The 13,794-nt window shown below is 40.1% G+C and carries 11 protein-coding genes; 6 read left to right on the top strand and 5 right to left on the bottom strand.

All coding sequences use genetic code 11. From position 1 onward, the window contains the following. Window positions 1-102 precede the first annotated feature (102 nt). The gene (locus CDG60_RS08320) at window positions 103-636 is read left to right on the top strand and encodes a hypothetical protein (protein WP_087511662.1); all 534 of its coding nucleotides are present in this window, start codon (window positions 103-105) and stop codon (window positions 634-636) included. A 201-nt stretch (window positions 637-837) separates the two neighbouring features. Here the strand turns inward: CDG60_RS08320 and CDG60_RS08315 are convergent, their stop codons facing one another. Beyond that, on the bottom strand, window positions 838-2,361 hold the full coding sequence (locus CDG60_RS08315; protein ID WP_087511661.1) for a TerC family protein: 1,524 nt from the start codon (window positions 2,359-2,361) through the stop codon (window positions 838-840). 884 nt (window positions 2,362-3,245) lie between these two features. Between CDG60_RS08315 and CDG60_RS08310 the strand changes: the two genes are divergently transcribed. Beyond that, complete coding sequence (locus tag CDG60_RS08310) at window positions 3,246-3,710, top strand: MarR family winged helix-turn-helix transcriptional regulator (RefSeq protein ID WP_087511660.1); 465 nt, start codon at window positions 3,246-3,248, stop codon at window positions 3,708-3,710. Between the two features lie 291 nt (window positions 3,711-4,001). Here CDG60_RS08310 and CDG60_RS08305 read toward each other — a convergent pair whose 3' ends face one another. Beyond that, complete coding sequence (locus CDG60_RS08305; protein WP_087511659.1) at window positions 4,002-6,164, bottom strand: malate synthase G; 2,163 nt, start codon at window positions 6,162-6,164, stop codon at window positions 4,002-4,004. A 453-nt stretch (window positions 6,165-6,617) separates the two neighbouring features. Here CDG60_RS08305 and CDG60_RS08300 point away from each other — a divergent pair, with 453 nt between their 5' ends. Continuing rightward, window positions 6,618-7,319 (top strand): glycosyltransferase family 2 protein, encoded by a 702-nt coding sequence (locus tag CDG60_RS08300; protein WP_160117005.1) that lies wholly within the window; start codon window positions 6,618-6,620, stop codon window positions 7,317-7,319. A gap of 73 nt (window positions 7,320-7,392) precedes the next feature. Here the strand turns inward: CDG60_RS08300 and zapE are convergent, their stop codons facing one another. Then, window positions 7,393-8,544 carry a cell division protein ZapE gene (gene zapE / locus CDG60_RS08295; protein ID WP_087511657.1) on the bottom strand — a complete coding sequence of 384 codons (1,152 nt, stop codon included), beginning with the start codon at window positions 8,542-8,544 and terminating at the stop codon, window positions 7,393-7,395. An 83-nt stretch (window positions 8,545-8,627) separates the two neighbouring features. After that, a complete protein-coding gene (locus CDG60_RS08290) occupies window positions 8,628-9,635 on the bottom strand; it encodes an AraC family transcriptional regulator (protein WP_087511656.1) in 1,008 nt (335 codons plus the stop codon). Window positions 9,636-9,790: 155 nt separating this feature from the next. Here CDG60_RS08290 and CDG60_RS08285 point away from each other — a divergent pair, with 155 nt between their 5' ends. Both CDG60_RS08285 and CDG60_RS08280 read left to right on the top strand, forming a co-directional pair. Beyond that, window positions 9,791-11,299 carry a flavin-containing monooxygenase gene (locus CDG60_RS08285; protein WP_087511655.1) on the top strand — a complete coding sequence of 503 codons (1,509 nt, stop codon included), beginning with the start codon at window positions 9,791-9,793 and terminating at the stop codon, window positions 11,297-11,299. A gap of 47 nt (window positions 11,300-11,346) precedes the next feature. Next, window positions 11,347-12,255, top strand: a complete 909-nt coding sequence (locus CDG60_RS08280) for a LysO family transporter (protein WP_087511654.1) — start codon at window positions 11,347-11,349, stop codon at window positions 12,253-12,255. A gap of 79 nt (window positions 12,256-12,334) precedes the next feature. Here the strand turns inward: CDG60_RS08280 and pyrF are convergent, their stop codons facing one another. Continuing rightward, window positions 12,335-13,015 carry an orotidine-5'-phosphate decarboxylase gene (gene pyrF, locus CDG60_RS08275; RefSeq protein ID WP_087511730.1) on the bottom strand — a complete coding sequence of 227 codons (681 nt, stop codon included), beginning with the start codon at window positions 13,013-13,015 and terminating at the stop codon, window positions 12,335-12,337. 518 nt (window positions 13,016-13,533) lie between these two features. On the opposite strand from pyrF, the gene CDG60_RS08270 reads away from it, so the two are divergent. Continuing rightward, window positions 13,534-13,776 carry a hypothetical protein gene (locus CDG60_RS08270; protein ID WP_087511653.1) on the top strand — a complete coding sequence of 81 codons (243 nt, stop codon included), beginning with the start codon at window positions 13,534-13,536 and terminating at the stop codon, window positions 13,774-13,776. Window positions 13,777-13,794 lie beyond the last annotated feature (18 nt).

Genomic DNA, 13,794 nt, shown 5'->3' with positions numbered 1-13,794 from the left:
AAAAATAACTTTGTGACACACTTTACATAAAGTTAAAAATGTAAGATAGTAAGCACAATTAAAACAACTTGTTAAATACAATAAACGAACAGGAACAACATAATGAAATTATTCTATATTGCAGCAGCTGCTCTGCCTTTAGCACTGTCAGGATGTATTGTCACTTCAAGCAAGCCAACGGGCAAGTACGCTCAGATTGCAAACAGCAGCTTTGAAATGTCAGCCGACCCGACCAAAGTACTTACACGTGGTCAGGTGACCTGTGAACCAGGTTTAATCTGTCCAGAACTTTCAGTCGACTGGAAACAGACTGCTGACCAGCTTTATAAAATCAACATTGATATTTATGACAAAGAAAAATATGACATTCAAAAGTTTCTTTTCATCATTGATGGGCAGAACTACCCTTATATTCCTGAATTTTCCACAAAATACCGTACTGTCCCAGAATCTACAGTCATTGATTCTTCAAACTATGTTTCCGTTCCTTTCAGCTTCCTCAAACGACTGAAAGATGCAGAAAATGTTCAGTTGAAACTTTCCACCAACAAAGGTGAAATAACCAATTACCTTCTGAATAACGGCAAACAATCCAATGCCTACAAACTTTTTATTCGCCGTATGAATAAAACCTGAGTCGAAGTTACTCAATATTTCCATTATGACTAAAAAAAACAGGTAATTCCAGTTACCTGTTTTTTTGATCCAGTTAAAAGATTCATCAACGATATAAACTGCCCATATAAAAGAATACAGGCATATTATCTCTGACAGATTTAACTGCTAAAAATAAAAAAGCCCTGTATGAACAGAGCTTTTTTATAATACAAACCAGAATTAACGGTATTTAATTATTACAGTCTTGATTCTGTTTCCATCAAGTTCCGTCACTTCAAAATGTACACCATTAAAATCCAGCTGTGTGCCCACTTCTACAGTGCCGTGAGTTTTTTCCAGGATCAATCCAGCCACACTGATATAACCTTCATCTTCCTCAACCAGATCCAGCATACCCAGTTCAAGCTCAAGCTGATAAATATCCAGCATGCCTGTCGCTTTCCAGGTTTCATCATCAATCCTGACCAGGTCCAGCTGTTCGTCAGCATCAGGGAATTCCCCTGCAATTGCTTCAAACACATCCAGTGGCGATATAAGCCCCTGAACATTACCAAACTCATCGCTGACCATAACCAATGAACCTTTGGAGGTTCTCAGAGTGTTAATCGCATCAATCACTTTCATTTTTTCGAAAATGTAGATCGGGCGCTGTCGTTTGATCAGATCTTTTAAGCCTTCACTGTCATCAACCACATCCAGCAACTCTTTCGCACGGACAATACTGATCACCTTATCCAGACTACCTCTGCAGACAGGAAACAGACTGTGCGGAACAGCCAGTACCTGTTCACGGATCTGCTCTGGAGAATCCTCCAGATTCACCCATGAAATCTGGTTTCTTGGGGTCATAATAGATGCAACAGAACGCTCAGCCAGTGTCAGAACACCACCAATCATATAACGCTCTTCATCAGCAAAGGCTTCCTGAGCTTCTCCAGCGCGAACGTCATAATCATCTTCAACCTTCCCACCCATCAGTCTCAGAATCGAATCTGCAGTACGGTGACGTAAAGGTATTTTAGATTCATGCTTTTCAACATTGCGTTTAGAGAACTGGTTGAAAGCCTCAATTACAATGGCAACACCAATACCTGAGTAGATGTATCCTTTAGGAATATGGAAACCAAAACCTTCGGCTATCAAACTGATACCAATCAGCAACAGGAAACTCAGACACAGAATAACCACTGTTGGATGTCGGTTTACAAATGTCGTTAATGGTTTGGAAGCTATCAGCATCACGACCATTGCAACGATCATCGCTGCCATCATGACATAAATATTGTCAACCATACCGATGGCTGTAATCACCGAGTCCAGTGAAAAGACAGCATCAAGAATCACAATCTGAGCAACAACTGCCGTAAAACCGGCATAAACCACATTACTAGTGACTTTAACTTCAGGCTTCCCTTCCATTTTTTCATGTAACTCAGTTACAGCCTTATAGACCAGGAACAGACCACCAAATAAGAGAATCAGATCCCGACCGGAAAAAGTCCAGTCAAATACGGAGATCAGTGGTTTGGTTAATGTAACCAACCAGGAAATTGCAAATAACAGCCCCAGACGCATGATCAAAGCTAAAGATAAGCCAATGACCCGAGCTTTATCACGTTGTTCAGGTGGAAGTTTATCAGCAAGAATAGCGATGAATACTAAGTTATCAATACCCAGTACAATTTCAAGAACAATAAGAGTAAGAAGACCAATCCAGATACCAGGGTCCATTAAGAATTCCATGAATTCAGACCTCCAGACAGATTGTTGAAAGAAAAGATATTAAGACCTGCGCACGGCGACGGATCCATGTTTTTAACCTATGTAAATGCGTTACTTTTATTATGCATAAACTACGCTATTTGTAATTATTTTTTTTGAAGCTTTTTTGCAACAGCGATCAAAAAGTCACAGCATTCCTACTCAGAATTTCAAAATAACGCTCCAAAACATAAACCCTTTCAGAAATGCACATATAACGATCTATTGATGCATGCCTATAGAAATGTACTGAGCAGTCATATCATTTTCTGATCACTTATATTTCATATACTCCCCGATTAACATTCTGTTAATTATAAATTTTAATAAAAAAATCACACCAAAAGTTTATTGATTATTCCATCATACGATCTCCTTTTTATAAAAAAACTTTGAAAACCATATGTTTATTTTTTATTTTTTTTATTAAGATAGCGCCCAAACATAAATTGCCGCGGCAATTTCTTAGAGAGACACAGAAAATATAAATGACAAATCCATATTAAAATAATGTAAGGATTATTTGAAAATTATGAATAAAAAACTTCATACCAAAATACAGAATAACGTTCATTTGAACATGAAAAATAGTTCTGGGGCCGAAAGTCATATTTTACTTTCCGCCAGTTTTATTTTCAATTTCAATATGATTCATGAAAAGTGCTTTTATTCAAAATATTGAATAATACTTTTTAATAAATTACGCAATCACAAAAACCAGGTATTTTTAATAAAAAAATTATGGGGTTAAAATAATTCCAAGTATATTTATAATAAACAGACCAACTATATTGCATATACCATAAGTTTTCACATAAAATGTGAAACAATAATTAAATTACAATTAGAACGATGCGGGGAATTGCATGTCCAAGAAGTATTCTAAGTTTCTACCATCCACAGACGACTTTAACCTTGAAAATTTTCCATTTTACTGGATCACTCAAGTGCACTCTCAATATGTGCAAAATGTTGACTCTGTTCTGAAAAAATATGGTGTCGACAACTCCCGTCGCCGTATTTTAATTGCTCTGGCGTCAAAACCCGATGCAAGTGTTTCAGATCTGTCTGAGATGGTGGTCTCTAAAATGTCCACTACCACTAAGATTGTCTATCGTCTCAAAGACGAGGGACTTGTAGAAACCTACTCCTGTGAGGATGATGCTCGGATTACCCGTGTACTACTCACAACAAAAGGAAAAGAAATGACAGACAAGATTAATGATTTAACCAGTGTCGTACTGGAGCAGTCATTTGATGGTCTGACTCCTCTTCAGATAGAAAAGATGATTGACAGTTTACGTCAGATTTTTAATAACCTGGCTCGCTGATAATAATCAGAAAAAACCGGAAAACACCTGGGGTGGGTGTCTTCCGGTTTTTTCATCTATAAAATAAATATCAGATTTCTGTTTTTAATTATTAATACTGTGTGTAATCGAATAATAAATTACATCATCAATAAAATATGATTACCCGATATAAAATTTTTACCACAAAGTAAAACAAAACCAATGATAATAATCAGTATTTAAACAACAACTCAAAACCTAGCAACAACAGAAAATATTGATAAAAAAAAGCCCCCGAAGGAGCTTTCTTTTACGGTTTACAAGCTGGAATTAATCGCCTGTATAACCTTTTAATTTTAAACGGTAAGCGTGCAGTAGCGGCTCTGTATAACCCGATGGCTGTTCACCACCTTTGAATACCAGATCATACGCTGCCTGGTAAGCATAGCCATCAAAACCTGGCGCCATAGGCGTATACAGTGGATCGCTCGCATTCTGCTCATCCACAATCTTCGCCATACGCTGCATCACTTCTTCAACCTGCTCTTTAGTCACGATACCATGACGTAACCAGTTCGCAACGTGTTGTGAAGAAATACGTAGCGTAGCACGGTCTTCCATTAAACCAACGTTGTTGATGTCTGGAACTTTAGAACAACCTACACCTAAGTCAACCCAACGAACGACATAACCCAGGATACCCTGAAGGTTATTTTCAAGCTCTTTGGTTTTCTCTTCAGCAGTCCAGTTTGTATCTGTTGCTAAAGGAGGTGTTAACAGATCATCCAATGGCAATGCATCAGTTTTTAACAGTTCGAGCTGACGTGCAGAAACGTTGCACTGATGGTAATGGATCGCGTGAATCACAGCACCTGACGGAGATGGAACCCATGCACAGCTTGCGCCCGCTTCTGGATGTTCAATCTTGGTTTTGTACATGTCTAAAAGCATGTCTGGTTTTGGCCACATGCCTTTACCAATCTGTGCTTTACCACGCAAACCAGATTGTAAACCAACCATAACGTTACGGTTTTCGTAAGCTGGGAACCAGATCTGAGCTTTCACTTCGCCTTTACGAACGAATGGGCCAGCTTCCATGAAGGTATGAATTTCATCACCTGTACGGTCCATGAAACCTGTATTGATGAAGATCGTACGATCTTTCGCTTGCGCGATACAGTTTTTCAGGTTCACAGAAGTACGACGTTCTTCATCCATGATTCCGATTTTCAAAGTTTTTGCAGGTAAGCCTAAAGCTTTTTCTGAACGTTCGAATAATTCAACTGCAAAAGCAACTTCTTCTGGACCATGCATTTTTGGTTTAACGATGTACATAGAACCTTTACGGGAGTTCTTGTTTTCGTTTTCGCCTTTGATGTCAGCAAACGTCAGCAACGGAGTGATGAGTGCATCCATGATACCTTCGTAGATTTCAGCACCATCTACAAGGATCGCAGGGTTAGTCATCAAGTGACCCACGTTACGAAGCAGCATTAATGAACGGCCGTGAAGTTTAGTTTCACCACCGATCAGGTTTTTGTGAGTACGGTCTTTATTCAGCGTACGAGTAACAGTTTTACCGTTCTTCTCGATAGACTCTTCAAGCGTACCTTTCATCAGACCCAACCAGTTACGGTAGCCTTCAACTTTCTCTTCAGCATCTACTGCTGCGATTGAGTCTTCGAGATCCTGAATGGTCGTTACAGCAGCTTCAAGAACAAGGTCTTTTACGCCAGCTGCGTCAGTTTTACCGATTGGGCTGTTTGCATCCACTTCGATAATGACGTGTAAACCATTATTCAACAGTACAACTTCTACAGGTGCAGCTTCATCACCGTTAAAGCCAACAAACTGAGCTTCTTTAGCAAGCGTCGTTGTTGAACCGTCTTTTAAGCTGACAACCAGTTTTTTGCCTTCAACCGCATATTTGGTTGCATCAGCATGTGAACCATTTGCCAATGGGAAAGTTTCATTTAAGAAATTTTTAGCAAATGCGATTACTTTATCGCCACGTACTGGGTTATAGCCCTTACCTTTTTCCGCGCCACCATCTTCTGGGATCACGTCAAAACCGTAAAGTGCATCGTATAGAGAACCCCAACGAGCGTTTGCAGCGTTTAAGCAGTAACGTGCATTACGCACAGGTACCACCAGCTGTGCACCAGCCAATAATGCGATTTCTTCGTCTACATTTTCTGTGCTGATCTGGAAATCTTCTACTTCTGGTAATAAGTAGCCAATTTCTGTAAGGAAAGCTTTGTAAGCCCCTAATTCAAATTTGTTGTTGCGGTGCCATTCATCAATTTTAGCCTGAAGATCATCACGCTTTGCTAAAAGCGCTTTGTTCTTAGGGCTAAGATCAACAACGACTTGCTCAAAGTTTTTCCAGTATTGTTCACTGTCCAAACCAGAACCTGGCAGTGCTTCATTTTCGATGAAATCGTAAAGTTCTTTAGCAATCGCTAACTTGCCTTTTTGAATACGTGCAGTCATTGTCTTTCCTGATATTGCTACTTTTTATAACAAGAGATTCTAGTATACCGATTTATACTCAACTGAATAGCATTATCACATTGCTAAATAGTGATCATTTTAAACAGGATAAATGCATTCATCATGAAATTAAATGAAGATCACCAATGCGACAATATAAACAGCGTGAATACCTTATCTACAGTGTATAAAATTTTTGTATTGTCGAAATTAGACTTAAGTTCAGAGTTCTGTATTAAAACCGAACAAACGCCTTTCCCTTTGATCCCAACTTAAAGATTAAGCCATGAATCCATCTGAATGTCGATAATTTCAACAGATAATTCATGCATGAAAATTGAAGATATTTGTATTCGTTTTATCCGTGATTATTCGTATACTGAGCTGATCATTATTAAAAAAACATGACAACTGAATCATGCGGATTCTTCTATGCACAGCTCAGATAAAACAATGAAAGTCGCAATTGTCACCCCTACATATTTACGTGATTCATTTCTGACTCAGACATTGCAGTACGTCCTGCAACAGTCAGCACCCTGGGAAATCCACTGGTTCATACTGGATGATTCACCTGAATCTTCAAGACATGCTGACACCTTTGAAAACTACTCACAGATCCATTATGAATGGTTGAATGAAAAAATTCCTTTAGGGAAAAAGCGCAACCTGCTGAATGAACAGGCGGTACTCTGGGGAGCTGATATTATCTGCAGTATGGATGATGATGACTGGTATGGTCCTGACTATGTAAAGGAAATGTCCGAACTTCTGTGTTCTTCCGATGAGATTCTTTTTACCGGTTCCGGTGACGATTATTACCTGAATATCAGTAATGGTGACATACTGAAAATACCCGCAGTGCGTGAATATACCAGCTGCAACGGTGTCCTCTGCTATAAAGCAGAAGCATTGAAAGGCAGAAAATATTCAGACGACGCAAAATTTGCAGAGGAACACAGTTTTCTGAATGGTGTTAAAGTTTATCAGCACCCTGATATACAGAAACTGCATCTGGCATTGGCACATCCGAACAATACCGTAACCAAAAAAAATTACTGTCGAAATGAAACATACAGAACCGAATTAAGCCTGAATGATTTCCCGATGCAGCAAGCAGATCGTCTTTTTTATCTGAATTTAATCAACAATTGAACCACTTTATTATTTTCATAAAAAAGCCGACATGATGTCGGCTTATGGCTTTCTCAAATCCATTCAGGATTTATCATTCAACTTTCAGCTCGTCTGCACTCGAATGAATCTGACGATGTGCAGAATTCAGATATTCATCTGACTGCATTTCCAGCAGACGCGAACGGGTACGTTCAATTTCAAAAGCAAGCTTATCACCCTGATAGATATCAATGATTGAATCTTCAGAAGTCAGCAAAAGTTTTACACCACGATCATAAAATTCATCGACCAGATAAATAAAACGGCGCGTCCCTTCTGACAGATAATCAGTCAGATGAGGCACATTACTGACCAGAACAGTATTATAGATATTTGCAATTTCAATAAAGTCAGCTGGACTGCGTGGCTTCAGACACAGTTCTGAATATTCGCACCACAGCACATCTTCAGTATGGCTGATTGTTTCAACAATACGGTTATTGATAATAATCGGCTCCTGTGACTGAGCCTGAGTTCTGGTTAATGCGGTATAACGCTGAGACAGCCACAGTTTGTTTTCATGCGTCAGTGGTGATTTGAACAGTTGAGCCTGTTTCAGCACACGCAGACGGTAATCCACACCTGCATCCACATTCAGCACAACACAGTGTTTATTGACCATTTCGATGGCCGGCATGAAACGATCCCGGTGAATACCGTTTTTATACAGTCCATCTGGTGCAATATTGGACGTCGCAATCAAGGTAATGCCACGTGTGAACAGTTTCTGAAAAAGGTCACTCAGAATCATGGCATCCGTGACATTGGATACAAAAAATTCATCAAAACAGATAATCACTGCTTCTTTATAAATCTGATCCGCAACCAGATCCAGCGGATTTCTCTGACCAGACAGTTTATTCAGCTCTTTATGGACATACTGCATAAAGTGATGAAAATGCATCCGTGTTTTACGACGGAATGGAATGGACTCATAAAACTGATCCATCAGCCAGGTCTTTCCACGACCGACACCACCCCACATATACACACCCTGCGGAGCAGTCTGACGACGGAAACGGCGAAAAGCTTTCTTAGATGCTTTATAACGCTGAATCAGTTCCTGCCACACCCGATCCAGTTCATGCACAGCCTGCGCCTGAGCGTCATCAGGCATAAACTGTCCTGATGATAAAGCCTGCGCATAGCGTTCAGCAGGAGACAATGGTGTAAAAGCGGTATGAGGCGTGTTTAAATCTGACATATCTTTGAATACTATTTAGGGCTATACAAAGTATAGCGAAGTTTGAACCGTAATATATAAAACTTTGGGATATAGCACTTAGGCTATTTTGTATACTGCCTTGGGCTCTGACCAAACCAGCGTTTGAAGGCATGATTGAATGCCGCAGGTTCAGAATATCCAAGTAATTCTGCAATCATTTCTATTGAATACTCCTTATATTCCATCAGTTTCAGTGCTTTATGCTTAATCAGATCTTCACGGATCTGTTTATAGCTGCTGTTCAACTGCTGCAACTGATGACGCAATGTTCTTTCTGGAATCTGTAATGCCTGAGCCGTTTCAGCCATAGTTGGCATAACGCCCTGCTGCAGATCCAGATAGTCATGAATTCTTTGCACAAGACCTGCTGCCTGTATATCTGCACCGAGTTTTTGCAGTTCTGTCCGGCATTTGTCTTCATAGACGCGGAAAGTAATCTGATCAGCTGAAGGTATTTTCAGTTGAACAACATCATTTCTGAACCAGAAAGCGGCACTGGAACTACCAAAAACCAGATCAGCTCCATAATAAAATCTGTATTTCTGCAACATTTCCTGATTTGATGGTTCAGGAAATGGCAGTTCAATTCTGATCTGAGGAGCACTCAGACTCATCATCCGATACAAGTCCTGAATAAACTTATAGGTACCGGATATTTCACACTGAGCACGTAATTTACCCAATGGACTGATCAGATCTTCAGGGCTGTAACAAAGTGCAACATTATCACCCGAATGCTTCAGACTCAGCCTGCCTGTCAGGTGTGTCAATCCTTGATATTCGATTCCTTTATTCAGAACAGTTTCAATATTCTGACTGGTGACAAGCAACATAAGTAAAGGACCATAACCTGCCAATGCATAATGCTGACCAATTTCAAGCCCAGCTTCTGCGGCAACACCATCACCAATCACCCGAAACACATCTTTTTCAAGATCAGGATGAATAACTGCTGCTGGATCAAGTGCATCGGCATGAATACCAATACCCTCAAGCCTGGAATCAACATCTACACCTGCTTTTCGCATTCCCTGAATCAGATACAACAAGCCCAGAATTGATCGTTTCATAATCTGTTAAAAATCCAATACCTGATATTTTTTACTATATTCAGTCACAAATGCAAATTGCCGAATATATCAATTTTAATGTCATACACATCATATCATCCATTCCGCTTATATTTTATGCTGTGCCAAAATATGCATACCAGGAATACAATAATATGCGTGACGCTTCATTAATCCAGAACACTCAGAAAACAACTGTCGCTATTATCGGTGCAGGATTTGGCGGACTTGCGATGGCGATCCGCCTGATACAGTCCGGCATTCATGACTTTATTATTCTTGAAAAAGCCAGTGATGTGGGCGGAACCTGGCGTGAAAACCAGTATCCGGGAGCTGCATGTGATGTACAGTCACACATGTACTCTCTGTCGTTTGCACCGAAAACTGACTGGAGTAAGCGCTACGCTGAAGCACCGGAAATTTACTCTTATATTCAGAGCCTGATTCAGGATTTTGATCTGAATAAATACTGTCGCTTCAACAGTGAAGTTCTGTCTGCAACTTATGATGAAAAGCAGTGCGAATGGAAACTTGAACTGTCAGATGAGCAAACGCTGTCAGCTCAGTTTGTCGTTTTTGCTTCAGGACCTTTACATGTCCCTCAGATTCCACGTATTAAAGGCATTGAAAAATTCAAAGGCAAAGTATTCCACTCCTCCCAGTGGGATCATGAATACAGCCTGAAAGGTAAAAAAGTGGCTTCAATTGGTACCGGTGGCAGTGCCATCCAGTATATTCCTGAAATTGCTCCTGAAACTGATCAACTGTATGTATTTCAACGTACTGCTGCCTGGGTTATTCCACGCGATGAGCGCAGTTACAATGCCATGGATAAAAAACTTTTCAATCGCTTTGAATGGTTCCGAAAACTGCATCGCACACGTCTGTATTGGTCAAACGAGTCTCGTGTTGTCCCTATTGTAAAACCACAGATTATGAAATACGGGCAAAAACTGGCTGAAGCATTTATCAGATACCAGGTCAAAGATAAAGACACTGCCAGAAAACTGACACCTGATTATATTATGGGCTGTAAACGCATTCTGATTTCCAACAAATATTTCCCTGCTTTTAACCGTAAAAATGTCGAACTGATTACCGATGGTATTCTGGAAATGACTGAAAATGGTATCGTAACGCAGGATGGAAAAGAGCGAAAACTGGATTGCCTGATTTATGGCACAGGCTTCATTACTGACCCGCGCATTTACCTCAAATCTTTCAACTGTTACGGCATGGGTGGACTGGAACTTAAAGATGCATGGAAAGATGGTGCTGAAAGTTATTATGGTATCAGCACCAAAAACTTCCCAAATCTTTTCCAGCTGCTTGGACCCAATACAGTTCTTGGACATAATTCTGTTATTTTCATGATTGAATCTCAGGTCAACTATATTTTGCAGCTGATTCAGCTGGTTCACCGCAGTCATTGTGATGCCATTGTAGTTAAGGACGATGTACAGGCAGCATTTAACCATGACATCCAGGAACAGCTGAAAGGAACGGTCTGGCAGTCGGGTTGTGTCAGCTGGTATCAACAGGATGGTGGCAAAAATTTTGCACTCTGGCCAACCTATACCTGGAAATACTGGCTACGTACCCGCAGACTCAATCCAGCTGATTACAAATTAATGAATAAAACTGCTGGAAGTCGTGCAGCTTAAACATTTAGTTGTCATAATGAGCAGGTATTCAATAACCTGCTTTTTTTATGCAATCTCTGTGGCTTATTTTCCAATTACTGTTCTGTCTTTTTTTAGGTTTTATACTGGCAAGGAGACTTCCACAGTGGCTTGAAAAACTGGCGTTCAAAATACTCCCATATTTCACTTATATCCTCCTGATCGCAATTGCTGTAGAGTTTTCTCAGACCCTGCACAATATCAGCAGCCCCGGGCAGATTCTATCCAGCGCAGTCACCATTGCCCTGACCACATCACTGGGTGCAATTCTCTGCTGTTATGTGCTGTTTAAGAGTATTGGCTATAAACCCATGCAGGGCAAAGTATCTGCCGAACTGCTACTCGGATCATTGCTGAATATCAGCTATGCCTTTATTGCACTTGCAGCAGGTTATGGTCTGGCTGAACTTGCCAGCCTGTACAGCTTCCCATTGCATATCAGCACCTGGGATTTACTGCTTGTATATATGCTGTTGATTGGACTGGATCTAGCATACTCCCCACTTGACCGCTCATGGCTGAACTGGAAAATTTTACTGGTTCCCGTCGGTTGTATTATCGGCTCTATCATAGGCGCTCTGGCTGCATCACTTTTAATCAGTAATATCAGCATTCAGGATCTGATCATGCTTTCACAGGGTTATGGCTTCTACTCCATGACAGGTATTGTGGTTACTGAACTTAAAAATGCTCAGTTGGGCAGCATTGCCCTGATTAATGATCTGTTCAGAGAAATTTTCGCCATTCTGTTCATGTACATTATCGGCTGGAGATACCCACGTTCTGCCATTTCAGCAGCAGGTGCAACAGCTATGGATGTCACGTTACCTATGGTTAAACAAGCCTGCGGCAATGATTTTATTCCTCATGCCATGGTCAGCGGATTCATTCTTTCCGTGCTGGCACCAATCGTGGTGAGTGTACTGGCTGCCCTGTAAGCAATTAACAATACCTGTATCCATAAAAATAAAAAAGCCTTTCAAATGAAAGGCTTTTTTATATCACTTACATCACATTTTACAGTGTTGCAAGAATATCCTTAAGAGTCTGACCAGGATTTGCAGACTTAGTCACCGGACGTCCAATCACCAAGTGTGTTGAACCATCAAGCATCGCCTGTTTAGGTGTCACAATACGTTTCTGATCATCCGCATCTGAACCCTCAGGGCGAATCCCTGGAGTCACCAGTGAAAAATCTGCGCCAAGCTGTTCACGAAGCATTTTTGCTTCCTGTGCTGAGCAGACCACACCATCCAGCCCACTTTCTTTTGTCAGTTTTGCAAGACGCTGTACCTGTTCAAAAGGCTCAATATCCAGACCAATATCACGTAAATCTTCACGACCCATTGAAGTCAGAACAGTGACCGCAATTAACTGAGTCTGATAGTTGCCTGCTTTTAAACGTTCAACACAGGTTTCCATCATTTTGCGTCCACCAGAAGCATGAACATTAACCATCCACACACCCATATCTGCTGCTGCACAGACAGCCTGAGCGGTTGTATTCGGAATATCATGAAATTTAAGATCAAGGAAAACTTCAAAACCTCTGTTGTGCAATGCCTTCACAATTGAAGCACCTTCATGAGTAAACAGTTCTTTACCCACTTTTACACGACACAGTGATGGATCAAGCTGATCTGCGATAGCTAAAGCATCATTCTGGCTTTTTGCATCCAGGGCAACAATAATACTCACAATTCTTTTCCCATCACTCAAAAAATTTGGCACATTATACGTGCCGAACACAGGCACTGTAAAACAATGACTGCCAGTTCGTGCAGAAAAGATATACGCTCCTGTCTGATCTGATAAAAACAGCACCATAAAACTGCATGGCAGATTTACAGGCAAAATAATCTAAACAAAGAATAACTGCACTGATTTTCCCACATTTTAAATGTCCGTGTAAAAATTTCATTAAATTAGCAATTTATAAGACCAAAGATTAATATCCAGCCAATTCACAAAGCATAAAACTTAAGCTATAGTCTTTATGTGAACACGGAAATGTTTACTTTTACTTACATATATCACTAAAAAATGACTCATATTTTGTAAAAAATAAAGCAAACATACAGATTTTATGATGTAGCATACTTTTCTTACAAAATAATGACATCAACTATTGAAATACCTTTCAATAAGAAGTACAACAATAGTATGAAAACTGACTAAAACACTCAGTTTTAGTGATTACCACAGGAGGGATGGAGATGTTATCAATACATTTCAACAAGCAAGTCTTCATTAACGCTCTGAAGACAAATAAAAGTTTAATTATTTATTTGAGCACCACTTTTGGTCTTATGCTGATGATACTGATTCATGGGCTGATTCAAAGTAATCTCAAACCTGAATTTTTCCTTTATGCAGTTCTGGTCTCTTTTGCTTTTTATGCTTGGGACGTCGTTGACCATAAACATCGTAAACAGCAAAAAGCGCAATTAGCTGAATAAAAAGATGGATGATTTATC

It is taken from the genome of Acinetobacter chinensis (assembly GCF_002165375.2).
GTDB lineage: Bacteria > Pseudomonadota > Gammaproteobacteria > Pseudomonadales > Moraxellaceae > Acinetobacter > Acinetobacter chinensis.
Note: the sequence above shows the minus strand (reverse complement) of the source record. Positions and strands in the feature narration are given on the sequence as shown.